We start from the raw sequence: 13,678 nt of genomic DNA, 5'->3' as shown, positions 1-13,678 counted from the left end.
ATCTTTCCAACACCACCCGACCCCAGCCAGGACCTACCCAGGCGCGTCACCCAAAAAGCAACAGGCTCCCGAGGTCGCGAGATGGTGTCCGAAGTACCCACGCCAACCCGCCCACCACCTCGAATCACCGATCTGCACCAGCCCGGGATCGCCGATCTGCGACGGAGGAGCGCGCAGAACAACCGGTGGTGGGAGCGAGCGACGCAGGAGCGGCGTGGGTTCGGAGTACTAGAGCGGGTCGATCTCGTGGAGTTCGTTGTCTTCTATGGACAGCCAGCGGGTGATGCCGATCTCGCGGAGGAACGGGAGGTCGTGGCTGGCGACTACCAGGGCTCCGTTGTACGAGGCCAGGGCTTCTCGGAGTTGGGTGACGCTGGAGAGGTCCAGGTTGTTGGTTGGTTCGTCGAGCATCAGCAACTGCGGTGGGGGTTCGGCCAGGAGCAGAGCGGCGAGGGTGGCTCGGAAACGTTCGCCGCCCGACAACGTGCTGACGGGCTGGTCGGCCGCGCGGCCTCGGAAGAGGAAGCGGGCCAGGCGGGCTCGGCGTTCCTGGTTCTCCGCGCTGGGGGCGAGGAGGGCCAGGTTCTCCACCACCGACAGGTCGTCCTGCAGCAGGTCGAGGCGCTGCGGGAGCAACCTCCACGGGACGAGAGGTTTGTTGTCGGAGGCAAGGGCGTGGAGCAGGGTGCTCTTGCCCGCGCCGTTCGGGCCGGTCAGGGCGATGCGCTCGGGCCCGCGGATCTCCAGGTCGGCGTGCAGGCCGGTCCGGAGTACGTAGTCCTCCAAGTGCAGCACGATCCGCCCGGCCGGTACGGCGGTCTTCGGCAGGTCGACGCGGATGCTGTCGTCGTCGTGGACCTTCTCCTCCGCTTCGGCCAGCGCCTCCTGGGCGGCGTCGAAGCGGTCGCTGTGCATGCCGAGGTGCTTGCCCGCCGAGACCTGCGCGGAGCGTTTGAGGCCGCCGGCAATGATCTTCGGGATGCCGCCCTGCTCGAACGCCCGCTGACCGGCGGCGCGGCGGCGGTCCATCTTCATCCGCGCCTCGATCAGTTCGCGCTTCTGCCGCTTCAGGTCGGATTCAGCCGACCGGACCATCCGCTCGGCCGCCTCCTGCTCGACCGCGACGGCTTCCTCGTACGCCGTGAGGTTGCCGCCGTACCAGGTGACCTCGCCCTTGCGCAGGTCGCCGATCTGGTCGACCCGGTCGAGGAGTTCGCGGTCGTGGCTGACGATCAGCAGGGCTCCCCGGAATCCCTCGACCGCGTCGTACAGGTGCCGCCGGGCGCGCAGGTCCAGGTTGTTCGTCGGCTCGTCGAGCAGCAGTACGTCGGGCCGGCGGAGCAGTTCGGCGGCCAGGCCGAGCAGGATCGTCTCGCCGCCGGAGAGTTCGCCGACGCTGCGGTCCAGCCCGATCGAGCCGAGGCCGAGTTTGCCGAGCGTCGCCTCGGCCCGCTCCTCCACGTCCCAGCCGTCGCCGACCGCCGCGAAGTTGGCGTCCGAGGCGTCGCCCTGCTCGATCGCGGTGATCGCCGCGCGGATCTCGGCGATGCCCAGGGCCTGGTCGACGCGCAACGCGGTGTCGAGGGTGAGGTCCTGCGGCAGGTAGCCGAGTTCGCCGTTGACCCGGATCGACCCGCGTTGCGGTGCGAGTCGTCCGGCGATCAGCCGCAGCAGAGTGGACTTGCCGACGCCGTTGCGGCCGACCAGCCCGGAGCGGACCGGGCCGGCCACGAACGTCAGCCCGTCGAACAGCACGTCACCGTCGGGCCAGGCGAAGAAGAGGTCGGTACAGCTCAGGGAATTACTCATGCGCACACTCCAAAGAGGTCTCTGCCAGACCGCTCGACCGGAACGGGAGCGATCAACTGCTCAGAAGAAGACCTCGGAGTTACAACGCGGACCCCTGACGCCGGGAATGTGACTGGTCCAGAGTAGACAACCGTCCGACCGGCATCAACCCGGATTTCGAGACCGGCATCAATCCGACTTTCCGCGGGAGCGCTGCCGGTTCACCCACTTCCGCCGGCCGATCACCAGCAGATCGAGCGCCGCGACGACCGCGAGGAACTCGGCCGCGATCGCCCACCCGGCCGGCACATCGTTGACGACGAACAGCACCCCGGCGACGCCACAAACCACCAGTCCGAAGGAGGCCAGCACGATCCGGAGCGTCAACGCGCTCCGGGGCGGAGGTGGTTCCTGACTCATCCCGGTGCCCTCCACATCAACGGTTCAGCGGGCCTTGCGCAACCAATTCTCGACCCCCGCGATGTGCGCGGTCATCCAGGCGCGCGCCGCCTCCGCGTCGCCGATCTCGATCGCGTCCAGGATCGCGCTGTGCTCGGCCAGGGTCCGCTCGACCGCTCCGGCCTGGGTGACCCCGCGCCAGATCCGTGCGCGCTGGGTCGCCCCGGAGACCCCGTCGAGCAAAGAGCAGACGACCGCGTTGCCACTCGCCTCCGCGATCCCGCGGTGAAACTTGAGGTCGTTCGCGACGAGGTCGTCCACCCCTGCGCCTGCGGCCAGATCACTCGTCAGCAAGCGCAACTCGCTCAACTGCTCAGTCGTACGCCGATTCGCCGCCAGCGCGGCGACCCCGGGCTCGAGCAGACGTCGTACCTCGAAGAACTGCAGCACGGAGTCGTCCTGATGCAGGTCGACCATGAAGCTCAGCGCGTCGAGGAGATGCGCGGAGTCGAGGCTGGTCACGTACGTCCCGTCGCCATGCCGCACGTCCAGCACGTTGACCAGCGTGAGTGCCTTCACGGCCTCCCGCAGCGAGTTCCGCGACAGCCCGAGCCGCGCCGCGAGATCAGCCTCCTTGGGCAGCCGGTCTCCCGGCCGCAACTCCCCCGAGGTGATCATCCCTTTGATCTTGACGATCGCCTCATCCGTCAACGCCATCCCGTCAGTATGCCGCCGCGGCCCCCTCCCCGCGCCCCGCCGAACCGAACACCCCCCGTTGCCATCGGCACCAACCCACCACCCCACCGGCCGCTGGGCTCGTCGAGTCGTGGATTTCGGGGTCGAGCAAACGTTTGCCCCGAACGCTGATCCACGACTCAGCGGCGGAGGACCGGACGAGTCCTCTGGGTGATCGGGTAGGCGCCTAGCATCGCTGCATGAGTGCGGGATACTCGGGGAAGCCGCTGGCCGGGAAGCTTGGGATCAAGCCTGAGCATGCCGTTGTCGTCGAGAACGCGCCGGCCGGGTTCGTGATCGAGGGACTGCCGGACGGGCTCAAGGTGCTCAGCCGACTCGGGCGGGCGGAGTACGACGTGATCCTGGCGTTCTGCCCGGATCGGGCGCGGCTGGCGAGGAGGTTGCCTGTACTGCTCGGGAAGACGGCGAAGGCAGGGATGATCTGGATCGCCTGGCCGAAGCGGTCGTCGGGACTGGCGACCGACCTGGACGAGAACGGTGTCCGCGACGTGGCCCTGCCGCTCGGGGTGGTGGACGTGAAGGTCTGTGCGGTCGACGACACCTGGTCCGGGCTGAAACTTGTCCGCCGACTGGTCAACAGGTGAGCCAATTCTCGCGAACTGGACTGATCCAGTGCGTGACCTTCGCCACACAATTGCGCAGACCTGACCATCACGGCCCGCAAGTGCGCAGCTGCATACAGTGGCCAACCAGGCATCCAGAGGGGTCCGCAGGGCCCTGTCCGGAGTCCCGGAAAGCCACCTCTGCAACGGGTCCCGCAATTCTTCCGGCTGATGGCCACGTCACCGGCGTCCGAACGCGCCCGCAAATCGCTGGAACACCTGCCATCACGGTGTTTCAGGGGTCGATCGATCAAGGGCCGACGCGCCAACCACTGGATCGACTGGTCCGGTGATCCCGGGCTGTAGAAGTGTTGGCCCTGCTATTAGCCTTGCCTCGGGAAGCACCCCATAACTCCAGTGCTCATAACACAGGTATCTGACCCGATCGGAAGAGGCGAACTGCCAAGTGGCCACCGAGCCATCAGAAACTAATCCCCTTGCAGCCTTCGGTGCGAACGAATGGCTGGTCGACGAGATGTACGAGAACTACCTCCAGGACCCCAAGTCTGTGGATCCGGCGTGGTGGGACTTCTTCAAGGGTTACAGCCCGGGTGATGCGAAGCAGGCGAAGCCGGCCGACGCTCCCCGGCCCGATGCGGTGTCAGACAACAAGACCCCCGAGGCGCCGAGCCGCGGTACCGCCGCCGCCGCGCCGTCGTCCAGCCAGCCCGCCGCCCAGGCCGCGGCTGCCGCACCAGCGCCGGCCGCTCCCGCTCCGGCCGCGCCGGCTCCCGCCAAGGCAGCCACTCCGGCCGCCGCGGCAACTCCGGCCCCGGCCAAGCAAGCACAGACAGCAGCATCCACAGCGAAAGCAGCGCCCGCGGCGAGCGGCGCCCCGACCGGAGGCACGGTGAACCAGCCGCCCAAGGCGCAACCCAAGCCCGCACCCGCGACCAGCACGGACGCGAACCGGGTCATTCTGCGCGGAGCGCCCGCACGGACCGCGCAGAACATGGAGACCAGCCTCGGGGTCCCCACTGCGACCAGCGTGCGCCAGGTGCCGGTCAAGCTGCTGATCGACAACCGGATCGTCATCAACAACCACCTCAAGCGCGCCCGCGGCGGCAAGATCTCCTTCACCCACCTGGTCGGCTGGGCCCTGGTGAAGGCGCTGAAGACGCTGCCGGAGATGAACGCCTCGTTCGACGAGACCGAGGGCAAGCCGACGCTGGTCCAGCCGGAGCACATCAACCTCGGCCTGGCCATCGACATGCAGAAGCCGGACGGCACCCGGCAGTTGCTGGTGCCGTCGATCAAGGCCACCGAGTCGATGACGTTCGCCGAGTTCTGGATGGCCTACGAGGACATCGTCAGGCGGGCCCGGGACAACAAGCTCGCGCTGCCCGACTTCCAGGGCACCACGATCAGCCTGACCAACCCCGGCACCATCGGCACCCAGCACTCGGTGCCGCGGCTGATGAGCGGCCAGGGCTGCATCATCGGCGTCGGCGCGATGGAGTACCCGACGGAGTACCAGGGTGCGGCCGAGGAGACGATGGCCAAGCTCGCGGTCAGCAAGGTGATGACGCTGACCTCGACCTACGACCACCGGATCATCCAGGGCGCCCAGTCGGGTGAGTTCCTGCGCCGGCTGCACAAGCTGCTGCTCGGCGAGGAGGGCTTCTACGACGAGATCTTCCAGTCGCTGAGGATCCCCTACGAGCCGATCCGCTGGGCCGCTGACCTCCCGCACAGCCACGAGGAGGACATCAGCAAGCAGGCCCGCATCCTCGAGCTGATCCACGCCTACCGGGTGCGCGGCCACATCATGGCCGACACCGACCCGCTGGAGTACAAGCAGCGCAGTCACCCCGACCTCGACGTCGCCACCCACGGCCTGACCCTGTGGGACCTGGACCGCGAGTTCGCGACCGGCTCGTTCGGCGCCCAGGCCGACCGCAAGTTCATGAAGCTGCGGGAGATCCTCGGCATCCTGCGCGACTCGTACTGCCGCACGGTCGGCGTCGAGTACATGCACATCCAGGACCCCGAGCAGCGCAAGTGGCTGCAGGAGCGGATCGAGCGGCCGCACACCAAGCCGCCGCGCGAGGAGCAGCTGCGGATCCTGGCCAAGCTGAACGAGGCCGAGGCCTTCGAGACCTTCCTGCAGACCAAGTACGTCGGCCAGAAGCGGTTCTCCCTCGAGGGCGCGGAGACCACCATCCCGCTGCTCGACGAGATCTGCGAGGAGGCCGCCGGCGCCGGGCTGGACGAGGTCACCATCGGTATGGCGCACCGCGGCCGGCTGAACGTGCTGGCCAACATCGTCGGCAAGTCGTACGGCCAGATCTTCCGCGAGTTCGACGGCAACATCGACCCGCGGACGGTCCAGGGCTCCGGTGACGTGAAGTACCACCTGGGCGCCGAGGGCGAGTTCGTCTCCGAGTTCGGCGACAAGATCAAGGTCTCGGTCGCGGCGAACCCGTCCCACCTGGAGACGGTCGACCCGGTGCTCGAGGGCATCGTCCGGGCCAAGCAGGACCTCCTGGACCGCGGCGCCGTGTTCCCGGTGCTGCCGTTGCTCGTGCACGGTGACGCGGCCTTCGCCGGCCAGGGCGTGGTGGCGGAGACGCTGAACCTGTCCCAGCTGCGCGGCTACCGCACCGGCGGCACGATCCACGTGATCGTGAACAACCAGGTCGGCTTCACCACCTCGCCGGCCTCGTCCCGCTCGTCGATGTACAGCACCGACGTCGCCCGGATGGTGCAAGCGCCGATCTTCCACGTGAACGGCGACGACCCCGAGGCCTGCATCCGGGTCGCGGACCTGGCCTTCGAGTACCGCCAGGCATTCAACAAGGACGTCGTCATCGACCTGGTCTGCTACCGCCGCCGCGGTCACAACGAGGGCGACGACCCGAGCTTCACCCAGCCGCTGATGTACGACCTGATCGAGCAGAAGCGGTCCGTGCGCAAGCTCTACACCGAGGCCCTGATCGGCCGAGGCGACATCACGGTGGAAGAGGCCGAGCAGGCGATGCGCGACTTCCAGCAGCGGCTGGAGCGGGTGTTCACCGAGGTCCGCGAGGCGAAGAGCCAGCCGGACACGCCGGCGCCGTACGTGACTGTCCCGGTCTACCCGGAGAAGCCGGACGGCCCGGACGCGACGGCGACCACCCCCGAGGTGCTGAAGAAGATTGCCGACGCGTACACGACGCTGCCGGAGGGCTTCACCGCGCACCCGAAGGTGATGCCGCAGCTGCAGCGCCGGGCCGCCGCGATCACCCAGGGACCGGTCGACTGGGCCAGCGCGGAGATCACCGCGTTCGGCTCGCTGCTGCTGGCCGGGCGTCCGGTCCGGCTGGCCGGCCAGGACAGCCGCCGGGGCACCTTCGTGCAGCGGTTCGCCGCCGTCATCGACCGGATCAACGGGCAGGACCACGTCCCGCTGCAGCACCTGGACGAGGAGCAGGCGAACTTCTACGTCTACGACTCATTGCTGAGCGAGTACGCCGCACTCGGCTTCGAGTACGGGTACTCCGTGGCACGGCCGGAGGCGCTGGTCCTCTGGGAGGCCCAGTTCGGCGACTTCGTCAACGGTGCCCAGTCGATCATCGACGAGTACATCTCGGCCGGTGAGGCGAAGTGGGGCCAGAAGTCCGGTGTCGTGCTGCTGCTGCCGCACGGCTACGAAGGTCAGGGCCCGGACCACTCGTCCGCCCGGATCGAGCGGTTCATGCAGCTGTGCGCCGAGAACGCGATGACGGTGGCGCAGCCGTCGACGCCCGCGTCGTACTTCCACCTGCTGCGGCGGCACACGCTGCAGGAGGAGCACAACCCGCTGATCGTCTTCACCCCGAAGCAGTTGCTCCGGTTGAAGGCGGCGGTGTCGCAGCCCGAGGAGCTGACCAGCGGCACGTTCCGCCCGGTCCTGAACGACACCGAGGCCGAGCAGAACACGGCCGCCGTGGAGCGGGTCGTCCTGGCCTCCGGCCGGATCAGCTACGACCTGCTGGCCGAGCGCAAGAAGGCGGAGCCGGACAAGATCAGCACCGCGATCCTGCGGGTCGAGCAGCTCTACCCGCTGCCCGCCGCGGAGATCAAGGCCGAGCTGGCGAAGTACCCGAACCTGCAGGAGATCCGCTGGGTGCAGGACGAGCCGGCGAACCAGGGTCCGTGGCCGTTCATGGCGCTGAACCTGACCGAGCACCTGGACGGCAAGCCGTTCTACCGGGTGTCCCGGCCGGCCATGTCCGCGCCGTCGGTCGGCTCGCACAACGTGCACGTCACCGAGCTGGCGACGCTGATGAAGCAGGCCTTCAGCTGACGTGTACTTCACCGACCGAGGGATCGAGGAGCTCGAGGGCCGGCGTGGCGAGGAAGACGTCACGCTGGCCTGGATGGCCGAGCGGCTGCGCGAGTTCGTCGACCTGAACCCCGAGTTCGAGACCCCGATCGAGCGCTTCGCCACCTGGCTGGCGCGCCTGGACGACGAGGACGACTGAGCCCTCGCTCGTCTAGCCTGACGAGATGCCCTTCGCCGACCACCCCGTACGCCGGGTTGCCGCGGCGGAGGGCATTCGTCCGTCCGGGACCTGGCCGCACACCATCCCCGCGGTCCGCCAGCTCCTGACCGACGGGCTGGACCTCGACCCCGGCGTCACCTTCCTGGTCGGCGAGAACGGCACCGGCAAGTCCACCCTGGTCGAGGCGATCGCGGTCGCCTACGGGATGTCCCCCGAGGGCGGCTCGACCGGAGCCCGGCTGACGACCCGGGCGACCGAGTCGCCGCTGTCCGACGACCTCCAGCTGACCAGGGGTGCGGGTGCGAGCCGGGCCGGCTTCTTCCTCCGCGCCGAGACGATGCACGGCTTCTACACCTACCTGGAGGACAACCCGCGGACAGGTGGACAACAGCCGGACCTGCCGTTCCACCGGATGAGCCACGGGGAGAGCTTCCTCGCCGTGATCGGGGACAGGTTCGACCGCCACGGGTTCTACTGCCTGGACGAGCCGGAGTCGGCGTTGTCGTTCTCCTCGAGCCTGGCCGTCGTCGGCGTCCTCGACCAGCTGGCCAGGAGCGGCAGCCAGGTCATCTGCGCCACCCACTCCCCCGTCATCGCCGCCCTACCCGACGCGAGGATCCTCGAGGTCGGCGAGTGGGGCATCCGCGAGAGCACCTGGGACGAGCTCGAGCTCGTCCAGAACTGGCGCTCCTACCTGCAGGCCCCCCAAAGGTTCCTCCGCCACATCCTCTAGCTCTGTGCTCGACGGACTCTCAGCACGGGCGACCGCAGTACGGCTACTCCGCGTGGGGCGGGCGGCGGCGGAGGGGTGGGTCGGGGGCCAGCGAGCCGTCGGGGGCGATGTGCTCGAAGATCTGGTCGACCAGGTTGAGCACGTGCGGGTCGTCGACGGTGTAGATGTGCCGGCGACCCTCGCGGCGGGCCGTGATGATGCCGGCCAGCCGCAGCTTGCCGAGGTGCTGGCTCGCGGTGGCGATGCTGACGCCGACCCGCTCGGCCAGCGTGCCCACGTCGTACTCCCCTTGTGCTGCCAGGGAGACCAGATGCAGGCGGACGGGCGCCGAGAGCATGGCGAACGTGCCGGCGGCGGACACCAGCTGCGCCTTCGTGGGTTCGCGTTCAGGGCGTGACGTGGTCATGGGTGGAGTCATTGTGACGCCTCGGGCGGTCAGCAGGCACGCGGCTGGCCGCAGGTGAGTACGGTCTCATACTTGCGCAATTGCGAAAGTATCAAAATGGTGGCAGGCTTGAACGCGTGATCAGAGCTCTCCGCCCCGTGCTTCTCTGCCTCCTCGCGGCAGTCCCGGCCGTCGCCCTGCGACTGGCCGGCGTCGAACTGTCCGCCCCTCTCGGCATCGTCGTCTTCGGGCTTGCGGTGGTCGCGGCGTCCTTCGTGCTCGCCTGGGCCGCCGAGGCCGCGGAGGTCGACATCTCCGGCGGCCTGGCGATCGCGCTGCTGGCGGTCATCGCCGTGCTCCCGGAGTACGCCGTGGACCTCTACTTCGCGCACACCGCCGGCAGCCAGCCGGAGTACGTCGCCTACGCCGCCGCCAACATGACCGGGTCCAACCGGCTCCTGCTCGGCCTCGGCTGGTCCAGCGTCGTACTGATCAGCCTGTACGTCGCCAGCAAGCGCAGCGGGAAGACCGTGAAGGCGCTGGTGCTGGAGTCCGGGTACCGACGGGAGCTCGGCTTCCTGGCGGTCGCCAGCGTGGTCGCGTTCATCATCCCGATCACCGGCGAGATCCACCTGGTGCTCGGCATCGCCCTGCTGGCCTTCTTCGCCTACTACCTCTGGCGTGCGGCAGCCTCCGAGCACGACGAGGAGCCCGACCTGATCGGGCCTGCCAAGCGGATCGGCGGACTCGCGAAGGTCCAGCGCCGGACCGCCGTCATCTCCATGTTCCTGGTCTCGGCCGGGGTGATCCTGCTGTCCGCCGAGCCGTTCGCGGACTCGCTGGTCGAGGGCGGGCACGCGCTGGGGATCGACCAGTTCCTGCTGGTGCAGTGGCTGGCTCCGCTGGCCTCCGAGGCACCCGAGTTCATCGTCGCGATCCTGTTCGCGTGGCGGGGCAAGGGCGCTGCCGCGCTCGGCCTGCTGATCTCCGCCAAGGTGAACCAGTGGACGCTGCTGATCGGAAGCCTGCCGATCGCCTACGGGCTCGGCGGCGGTCCGGTGGCCTTGCAGCTCGACGGACGCCAGGTCGAGGAGTTCCTGCTGACCGCGACTCAGACGCTGCTCGGTATCGCCGTGCTGCTGACGCTGCGCTTTCCGCGCTGGGCGGCCTGGACGCTGCTCGGGTTGTTCATGGTGCAGTTCGCGATCCCGGGCGAGACCGGACGGTACATCCTCTCCGGCATCTACCTGGCGCTAGCGATCGTCGCCGTCATCCGCAACCGTCAGTACGTGCTGGCGACCATCACCTCGCCTTTCCGGCGGACCGCGAAGACCGAGGAGCGCTCGGACGAACTGGTCGGGGTCTGAGGACCACGGTCAGCAGACGCCAGCCAGCGTCCCGCAGTACAGAAACTGCCCCCACCGGCCCTGTGCGGTGGGGGCAGTTCGCGTCTGGTGACTAGCTGGCCTGCTGCTCCTCGATCGCGGCGGGGCGGCGGCGTTCCTGGGGGCCGGGGCGGCCCCGGCGGCGGCCGGAGAGGAATTTCTCGCCGGCAGCGGTGCCGGTGAACTTGGTCCGGCGGGCCCACTCGCGGCACTCCTCGATCACCGGGCACGCGGTCAGGCAGATCGCCTGGGCCTTGCGCTGCTCCCACTGGGTGGCGGTCTCGTCGTACGCCGGCGCCTGGCCGATACACGCGGCCCGCATCATCCAACGGTCGGCGGGGTCGGCGATCACCGTCAAGGTCGGCCTCATGGGCACTCCTGCTCCCTCATCGATCGGGCGGATCGAAACCGCGGGGGTTTCCCGCGGTAGGACCAGACTGCGCCAGCCTCGTTGCCCCGGTGCGACGGCAATGTTTCAGCCATGAAACGTCACGCCGACCCACTGTCACATCAGTGCCGCTGTCACCGGCTCACGGTACGGCGGGCCGGACCATCCTGATCTCCGGTACGCCGAAGAACGGCTCGTGCACCCGTACTCCGTCCTCCGCGAAGCCCTGCCGGCGGTAGAACGCCCGCGCCCGCTGGTTGCCCTCCAGCACCCACAGGCTCGCGGGTTCCTTGCCAATGGCAACGTCGAGCAGCCGGTACCCGAGCCCGCTGCCCCACCACTTCTCCCGGACGTAGATCGCGTAGAGCTCCAGCGGCGTCGGCGCATCCTCGTCCCGCGACGGCCCGGGCGACGAGAACCCGATCACCCGGTCCTCCACCGAGACCGAAGGATCAGGGTTGAGCGCGATCCACCGGACCATGCCGGCCTCGATCGCCCCCGCCCACTTCTCCGTCCGGCGGCCGACGTCACCCGTCTTCTCGGCCAGCACCGCGGGCTCGACCAGTCCGCCGTACGTCTCCCGCCAGCACAGCAGGTGACACCACGCGCCGGCCTCGGCGTCGGCCACCTCGGCGCGGCGGATCAGAGGTTCCATCGGCGGGTCAGACCGTGAAGACGATCTTGCCGAACACGTCACCCTCGTGCATCTTGGCGAATCCCTTGCGGGCGTCGGCCAGCGCCAGCGTGGTGTCGATGTGCGGCTTGATCCCGGCATTCGCCATGAACCGCACCAGCTCCGCCAGCTCGGTCCGAGTGCCCATCGTGGAGCCCTGCACCCGCAGTTGCAGGAAGAAGATCCGGTTGAGCTCGGCCGACTTCGGCGCCTGCCCGCTGGTCGCGCCGGAGATCACCAGCGTGCCGCCCTGCTTGAGCGACTTCAGCGAGTGCGACCAGGTCGCCTGGCCGACGGTCTCCATCACGGCGTCGACCCGTTCGGGCAGCCGCGCGCCGGACTCGAACGCCTCGTGCGCCCCGATCTCGACGGCCCTCGCCCGCTTGCCCTCGTCCCGGCTCGTCGCCCAGACCCGGATGCCCGCGGCCCGGGCCAGCGTGATCAGCGAGGTCGCGACGCCACCACCGGAGCCCTGCACGAGCACGGTGTCACCCGGCTTCAGCCCCGACTGGGTGAACAACATCCGGTACGCCGTGAGCCAGGCCGTCGGGAGGCACGCGGCCTCCTCGAAGCTCAGCCCAGCCGGCTTCGGTACGACGTTGCCCGCCGGCACCACGACCTTCTCGGCCAGCGTGCCCTGGTACCGCTCGCTCAGCAGCGACCGCTTCGGGTCGAGCGTCTCGTCGCCCTTCCACCCCGGGTCCGAGATCACCGCGTGGACGACGACCTCGTTGCCGTCCGGGTCGATCCCCGCGGCGTCGCACCCCAGGATCATCGGCAGGCTCTTCTCCGCCAGCCCGACACCCTTCAGCGACCACAGGTCGTGGTGATTCAGCGCGGTCGCCTTGACGTCGATGGTCACCCACCCGTCCGGCGCCACCGGCTCCGGCCGCTCCCCCACCTCCAGCGCGGAGACAGGATCCTCGGCGTTGAACCCGGCAGCGTAGGCAGCAAGCATGCCCTCACCCTAGGCCCGCCGCACCGACCAGTCAGTAACCGACATCACCGGGTACGGCGACCGGCGGGGCTGAGGTAGTCGCGATCAGTCGAGGTGGAGGGCTTCGTCCAGAGTGGTGGCGATCAGTCGAGGTGGAGGGCTTCGTCTGGGGTGGTGGCGACGAAGGAGGTGAAGCGGACCGTCAGGCCGTCCCGGGTGGGCGCGCAGGTGAACGGTCCGGCAGCAGCCGTCGCCGCGGGATCGAGCGGCGCCACCCGGAACAGTTGCCAGGGTTCGTCCTCGCAGCGCGCCCGCATCGTCAACGCGTCGCCCGACCGGCTCACCCGGATGGTCACCTCCCGGCCCGCCCAGTCGGCCACCGGCGCGAGTGACCAGTCGGAACGGCCGTGCGTGACGACGGAGCCGAGGTGCGGAACCCCGTCGGTGAACTCGATCCCGGCCTTGACCCAGGTCTCCGCGTCCACCCGGACCAGCAGCCCAGCCTGGTCGTACAACTCGTCGAACGCGACCACGAACCCGACCTCGACCGCAGACTCCGGCGGGAAGTCCGTCAGCAGCGCATGCCCGTCATCATGCACGAACCCGTAACTGGTGGTCCGCCAGAAGTCGCTCCCCTTCCGGGCCGTGACCAGCAGGTTGTCCCCATCGACCAGCACCGCCTCCGGCCGATTCAGCCAAGCCGCCTCAGACCACTCGATCGCACGCCTACGCTCCATCCCCCAGACGCTAAGCGACCCATCACCCACAACACCAGTACGCCGGGCACGAGTGCCGCGTACCGGCAGAGGTGCTGGCCGGCCAACAGCAGAAGTGGTTCCGCCAGTGGGCGGAGGTGGTTGCGTCACCGGGCTGCGTGATGGTGCTAGTCGGGCCGGTGTGCGTCAAGAGGAGCCCTGTGTCAAGCCGCCTGTTTGTTGGGTTCGTTGAGGAGGCGTTGGAGGGCGTTGTGTTTGGTGGGGGTTGTAGGCGGTGTTGTTTTGCCAGCAGTGCCAGATGATGTGGAGCCAGGCGCGGGCGAGGATGCGGACGGCGTGGGGGTGGTCGTGGCCTCGGGCTCGGGCTCGGGTGTAGAGGTCGGCGGCCCAGGGGTTGGCGTGGCGGGAGTCGCCGGCGAAGTCGGTGATGGCGTCGCGGAGTTGTTTGTC

At 68.8% G+C, this 13,678-nt stretch carries 13 protein-coding genes; 5 read left to right on the top strand and 8 right to left on the bottom strand.

Going from position 1 to position 13,678, the window contains the following annotated elements:
• Positions 1–228 precede the first annotated feature (228 nt).
• The 3 genes from ACFPJ1_RS38645 to ACFPJ1_RS38635 form a co-directional block, all read right to left on the bottom strand.
• Positions 229–1,809 carry an ABC-F family ATP-binding cassette domain-containing protein gene (locus ACFPJ1_RS38645; RefSeq protein ID WP_380111303.1) on the bottom strand — a complete coding sequence of 527 codons (1,581 nt, stop codon included), beginning with the start codon at positions 1,807–1,809 and terminating at the stop codon, positions 229–231.
• Positions 1,810–1,977: 168 nt separating this feature from the next.
• Positions 1,978–2,208 (bottom strand): DUF6343 family protein, encoded by a 231-nt coding sequence (locus ACFPJ1_RS38640; protein ID WP_380111302.1) that lies wholly within the window; start codon positions 2,206–2,208, stop codon positions 1,978–1,980.
• A gap of 24 nt (positions 2,209–2,232) precedes the next feature.
• Positions 2,233–2,904 carry a FadR/GntR family transcriptional regulator gene (locus tag ACFPJ1_RS38635; RefSeq protein ID WP_132191080.1) on the bottom strand — a complete coding sequence of 224 codons (672 nt, stop codon included), beginning with the start codon at positions 2,902–2,904 and terminating at the stop codon, positions 2,233–2,235.
• Between the two features lie 218 nt (positions 2,905–3,122).
• Here ACFPJ1_RS38635 and ACFPJ1_RS38630 point away from each other — a divergent pair, with 218 nt between their 5' ends.
• The 4 genes from ACFPJ1_RS38630 to ACFPJ1_RS38615 all read left to right on the top strand — a co-directional run bounded on the left by ACFPJ1_RS38630 (position 3,123) and on the right by ACFPJ1_RS38615 (position 8,744).
• Positions 3,123–3,527, top strand: a complete 405-nt coding sequence (locus tag ACFPJ1_RS38630) for a DUF3052 domain-containing protein (protein WP_380111301.1) — start codon at positions 3,123–3,125, stop codon at positions 3,525–3,527.
• Between the two features lie 424 nt (positions 3,528–3,951).
• On the top strand, positions 3,952–7,812 hold the full coding sequence (locus ACFPJ1_RS38625) for a multifunctional oxoglutarate decarboxylase/oxoglutarate dehydrogenase thiamine pyrophosphate-binding subunit/dihydrolipoyllysine-residue succinyltransferase subunit (RefSeq protein WP_380111299.1): 3,861 nt from the start codon (positions 3,952–3,954) through the stop codon (positions 7,810–7,812).
• Between the two features lies 1 nt (position 7,813).
• Complete coding sequence (locus tag ACFPJ1_RS38620) at positions 7,814–7,990, top strand: DUF6104 family protein (protein WP_199234592.1); 177 nt, start codon at positions 7,814–7,816, stop codon at positions 7,988–7,990.
• Positions 7,991–8,015: 25 nt separating this feature from the next.
• Positions 8,016–8,744: an AAA family ATPase gene (locus tag ACFPJ1_RS38615; RefSeq protein ID WP_380111298.1), complete on the top strand. Its 729-nt coding sequence runs from the start codon at positions 8,016–8,018 to the stop codon at positions 8,742–8,744.
• Positions 8,745–8,787: 43 nt separating this feature from the next.
• Here the strand turns inward: ACFPJ1_RS38615 and ACFPJ1_RS38610 are convergent, their stop codons facing one another.
• Entirely contained in the window at positions 8,788–9,150 is a 363-nt protein-coding gene (locus tag ACFPJ1_RS38610; protein WP_380111297.1) for an ArsR/SmtB family transcription factor, read from the bottom strand.
• Positions 9,151–9,266: 116 nt separating this feature from the next.
• Between ACFPJ1_RS38610 and ACFPJ1_RS38605 the strand changes: the two genes are divergently transcribed.
• Positions 9,267–10,496: a sodium:proton exchanger gene (locus ACFPJ1_RS38605; RefSeq protein ID WP_380111296.1), complete on the top strand. Its 1,230-nt coding sequence runs from the start codon at positions 9,267–9,269 to the stop codon at positions 10,494–10,496.
• Between the two features lie 91 nt (positions 10,497–10,587).
• Here ACFPJ1_RS38605 and ACFPJ1_RS38600 read toward each other — a convergent pair whose 3' ends face one another.
• The 4 genes from ACFPJ1_RS38600 to ACFPJ1_RS38585 form a co-directional block, all read right to left on the bottom strand.
• The gene (locus ACFPJ1_RS38600) at positions 10,588–10,884 is read right to left on the bottom strand and encodes a WhiB family transcriptional regulator (RefSeq protein ID WP_132290312.1); all 297 of its coding nucleotides are present in this window, start codon (positions 10,882–10,884) and stop codon (positions 10,588–10,590) included.
• A 160-nt stretch (positions 10,885–11,044) separates the two neighbouring features.
• On the bottom strand, positions 11,045–11,557 hold the full coding sequence (locus ACFPJ1_RS38595; protein ID WP_380111295.1) for a GNAT family N-acetyltransferase: 513 nt from the start codon (positions 11,555–11,557) through the stop codon (positions 11,045–11,047).
• A 7-nt stretch (positions 11,558–11,564) separates the two neighbouring features.
• Positions 11,565–12,533 carry a zinc-binding dehydrogenase gene (locus ACFPJ1_RS38590; protein ID WP_380111294.1) on the bottom strand — a complete coding sequence of 323 codons (969 nt, stop codon included), beginning with the start codon at positions 12,531–12,533 and terminating at the stop codon, positions 11,565–11,567.
• A gap of 122 nt (positions 12,534–12,655) precedes the next feature.
• Positions 12,656–13,249, bottom strand: coding sequence for a DUF1349 domain-containing protein (locus ACFPJ1_RS38585; protein ID WP_380111292.1), 594 nt, complete (start codon positions 13,247–13,249; stop codon positions 12,656–12,658).
• Positions 13,250–13,678: the final 429 nt, after the last annotated feature.

Origin of the sequence: Kribbella qitaiheensis (assembly GCF_042657745.1) — a bacterium.
GTDB classification, from domain to species: Bacteria; Actinomycetota; Actinomycetes; order Propionibacteriales; family Kribbellaceae; genus Kribbella; species Kribbella qitaiheensis.
The sequence above is the reverse complement of the archived record's forward strand: the minus strand, read 5'-3'. Positions and strand labels throughout refer to the sequence as shown.

Coding starts and splice junctions, on each gene's coding strand:
- ACFPJ1_RS38645 (WP_380111303.1), bottom strand. CDS start 1,809: ATGAGTAATTCCCTGAGCTGTACCGACCTCTTCTTCGCCTGGCCCGAC.
- ACFPJ1_RS38640 (WP_380111302.1), bottom strand. CDS start 2,208: ATGAGTCAGGAACCACCTCCGCCCCGGAGCGCGTTGACGCTCCGGATC.
- ACFPJ1_RS38635 (WP_132191080.1), bottom strand. CDS start 2,904: ATGGCGTTGACGGATGAGGCGATCGTCAAGATCAAAGGGATGATCACC.
- ACFPJ1_RS38630 (WP_380111301.1), top strand. CDS start 3,123: ATGAGTGCGGGATACTCGGGGAAGCCGCTGGCCGGGAAGCTTGGGATC.
- ACFPJ1_RS38615 (WP_380111298.1), top strand. CDS start 8,016: ATGCCCTTCGCCGACCACCCCGTACGCCGGGTTGCCGCGGCGGAGGGC.
- ACFPJ1_RS38610 (WP_380111297.1), bottom strand. CDS start 9,150: ATGACCACGTCACGCCCTGAACGCGAACCCACGAAGGCGCAGCTGGTG.
- ACFPJ1_RS38600 (WP_132290312.1), bottom strand. CDS start 10,884: ATGAGGCCGACCTTGACGGTGATCGCCGACCCCGCCGACCGTTGGATG.
- ACFPJ1_RS38595 (WP_380111295.1), bottom strand. CDS start 11,557: ATGGAACCTCTGATCCGCCGCGCCGAGGTGGCCGACGCCGAGGCCGGC.
- ACFPJ1_RS38590 (WP_380111294.1), bottom strand. CDS start 12,533: ATGCTTGCTGCCTACGCTGCCGGGTTCAACGCCGAGGATCCTGTCTCC.
- ACFPJ1_RS38585 (WP_380111292.1), bottom strand. CDS start 13,249: ATGGAGCGTAGGCGTGCGATCGAGTGGTCTGAGGCGGCTTGGCTGAAT.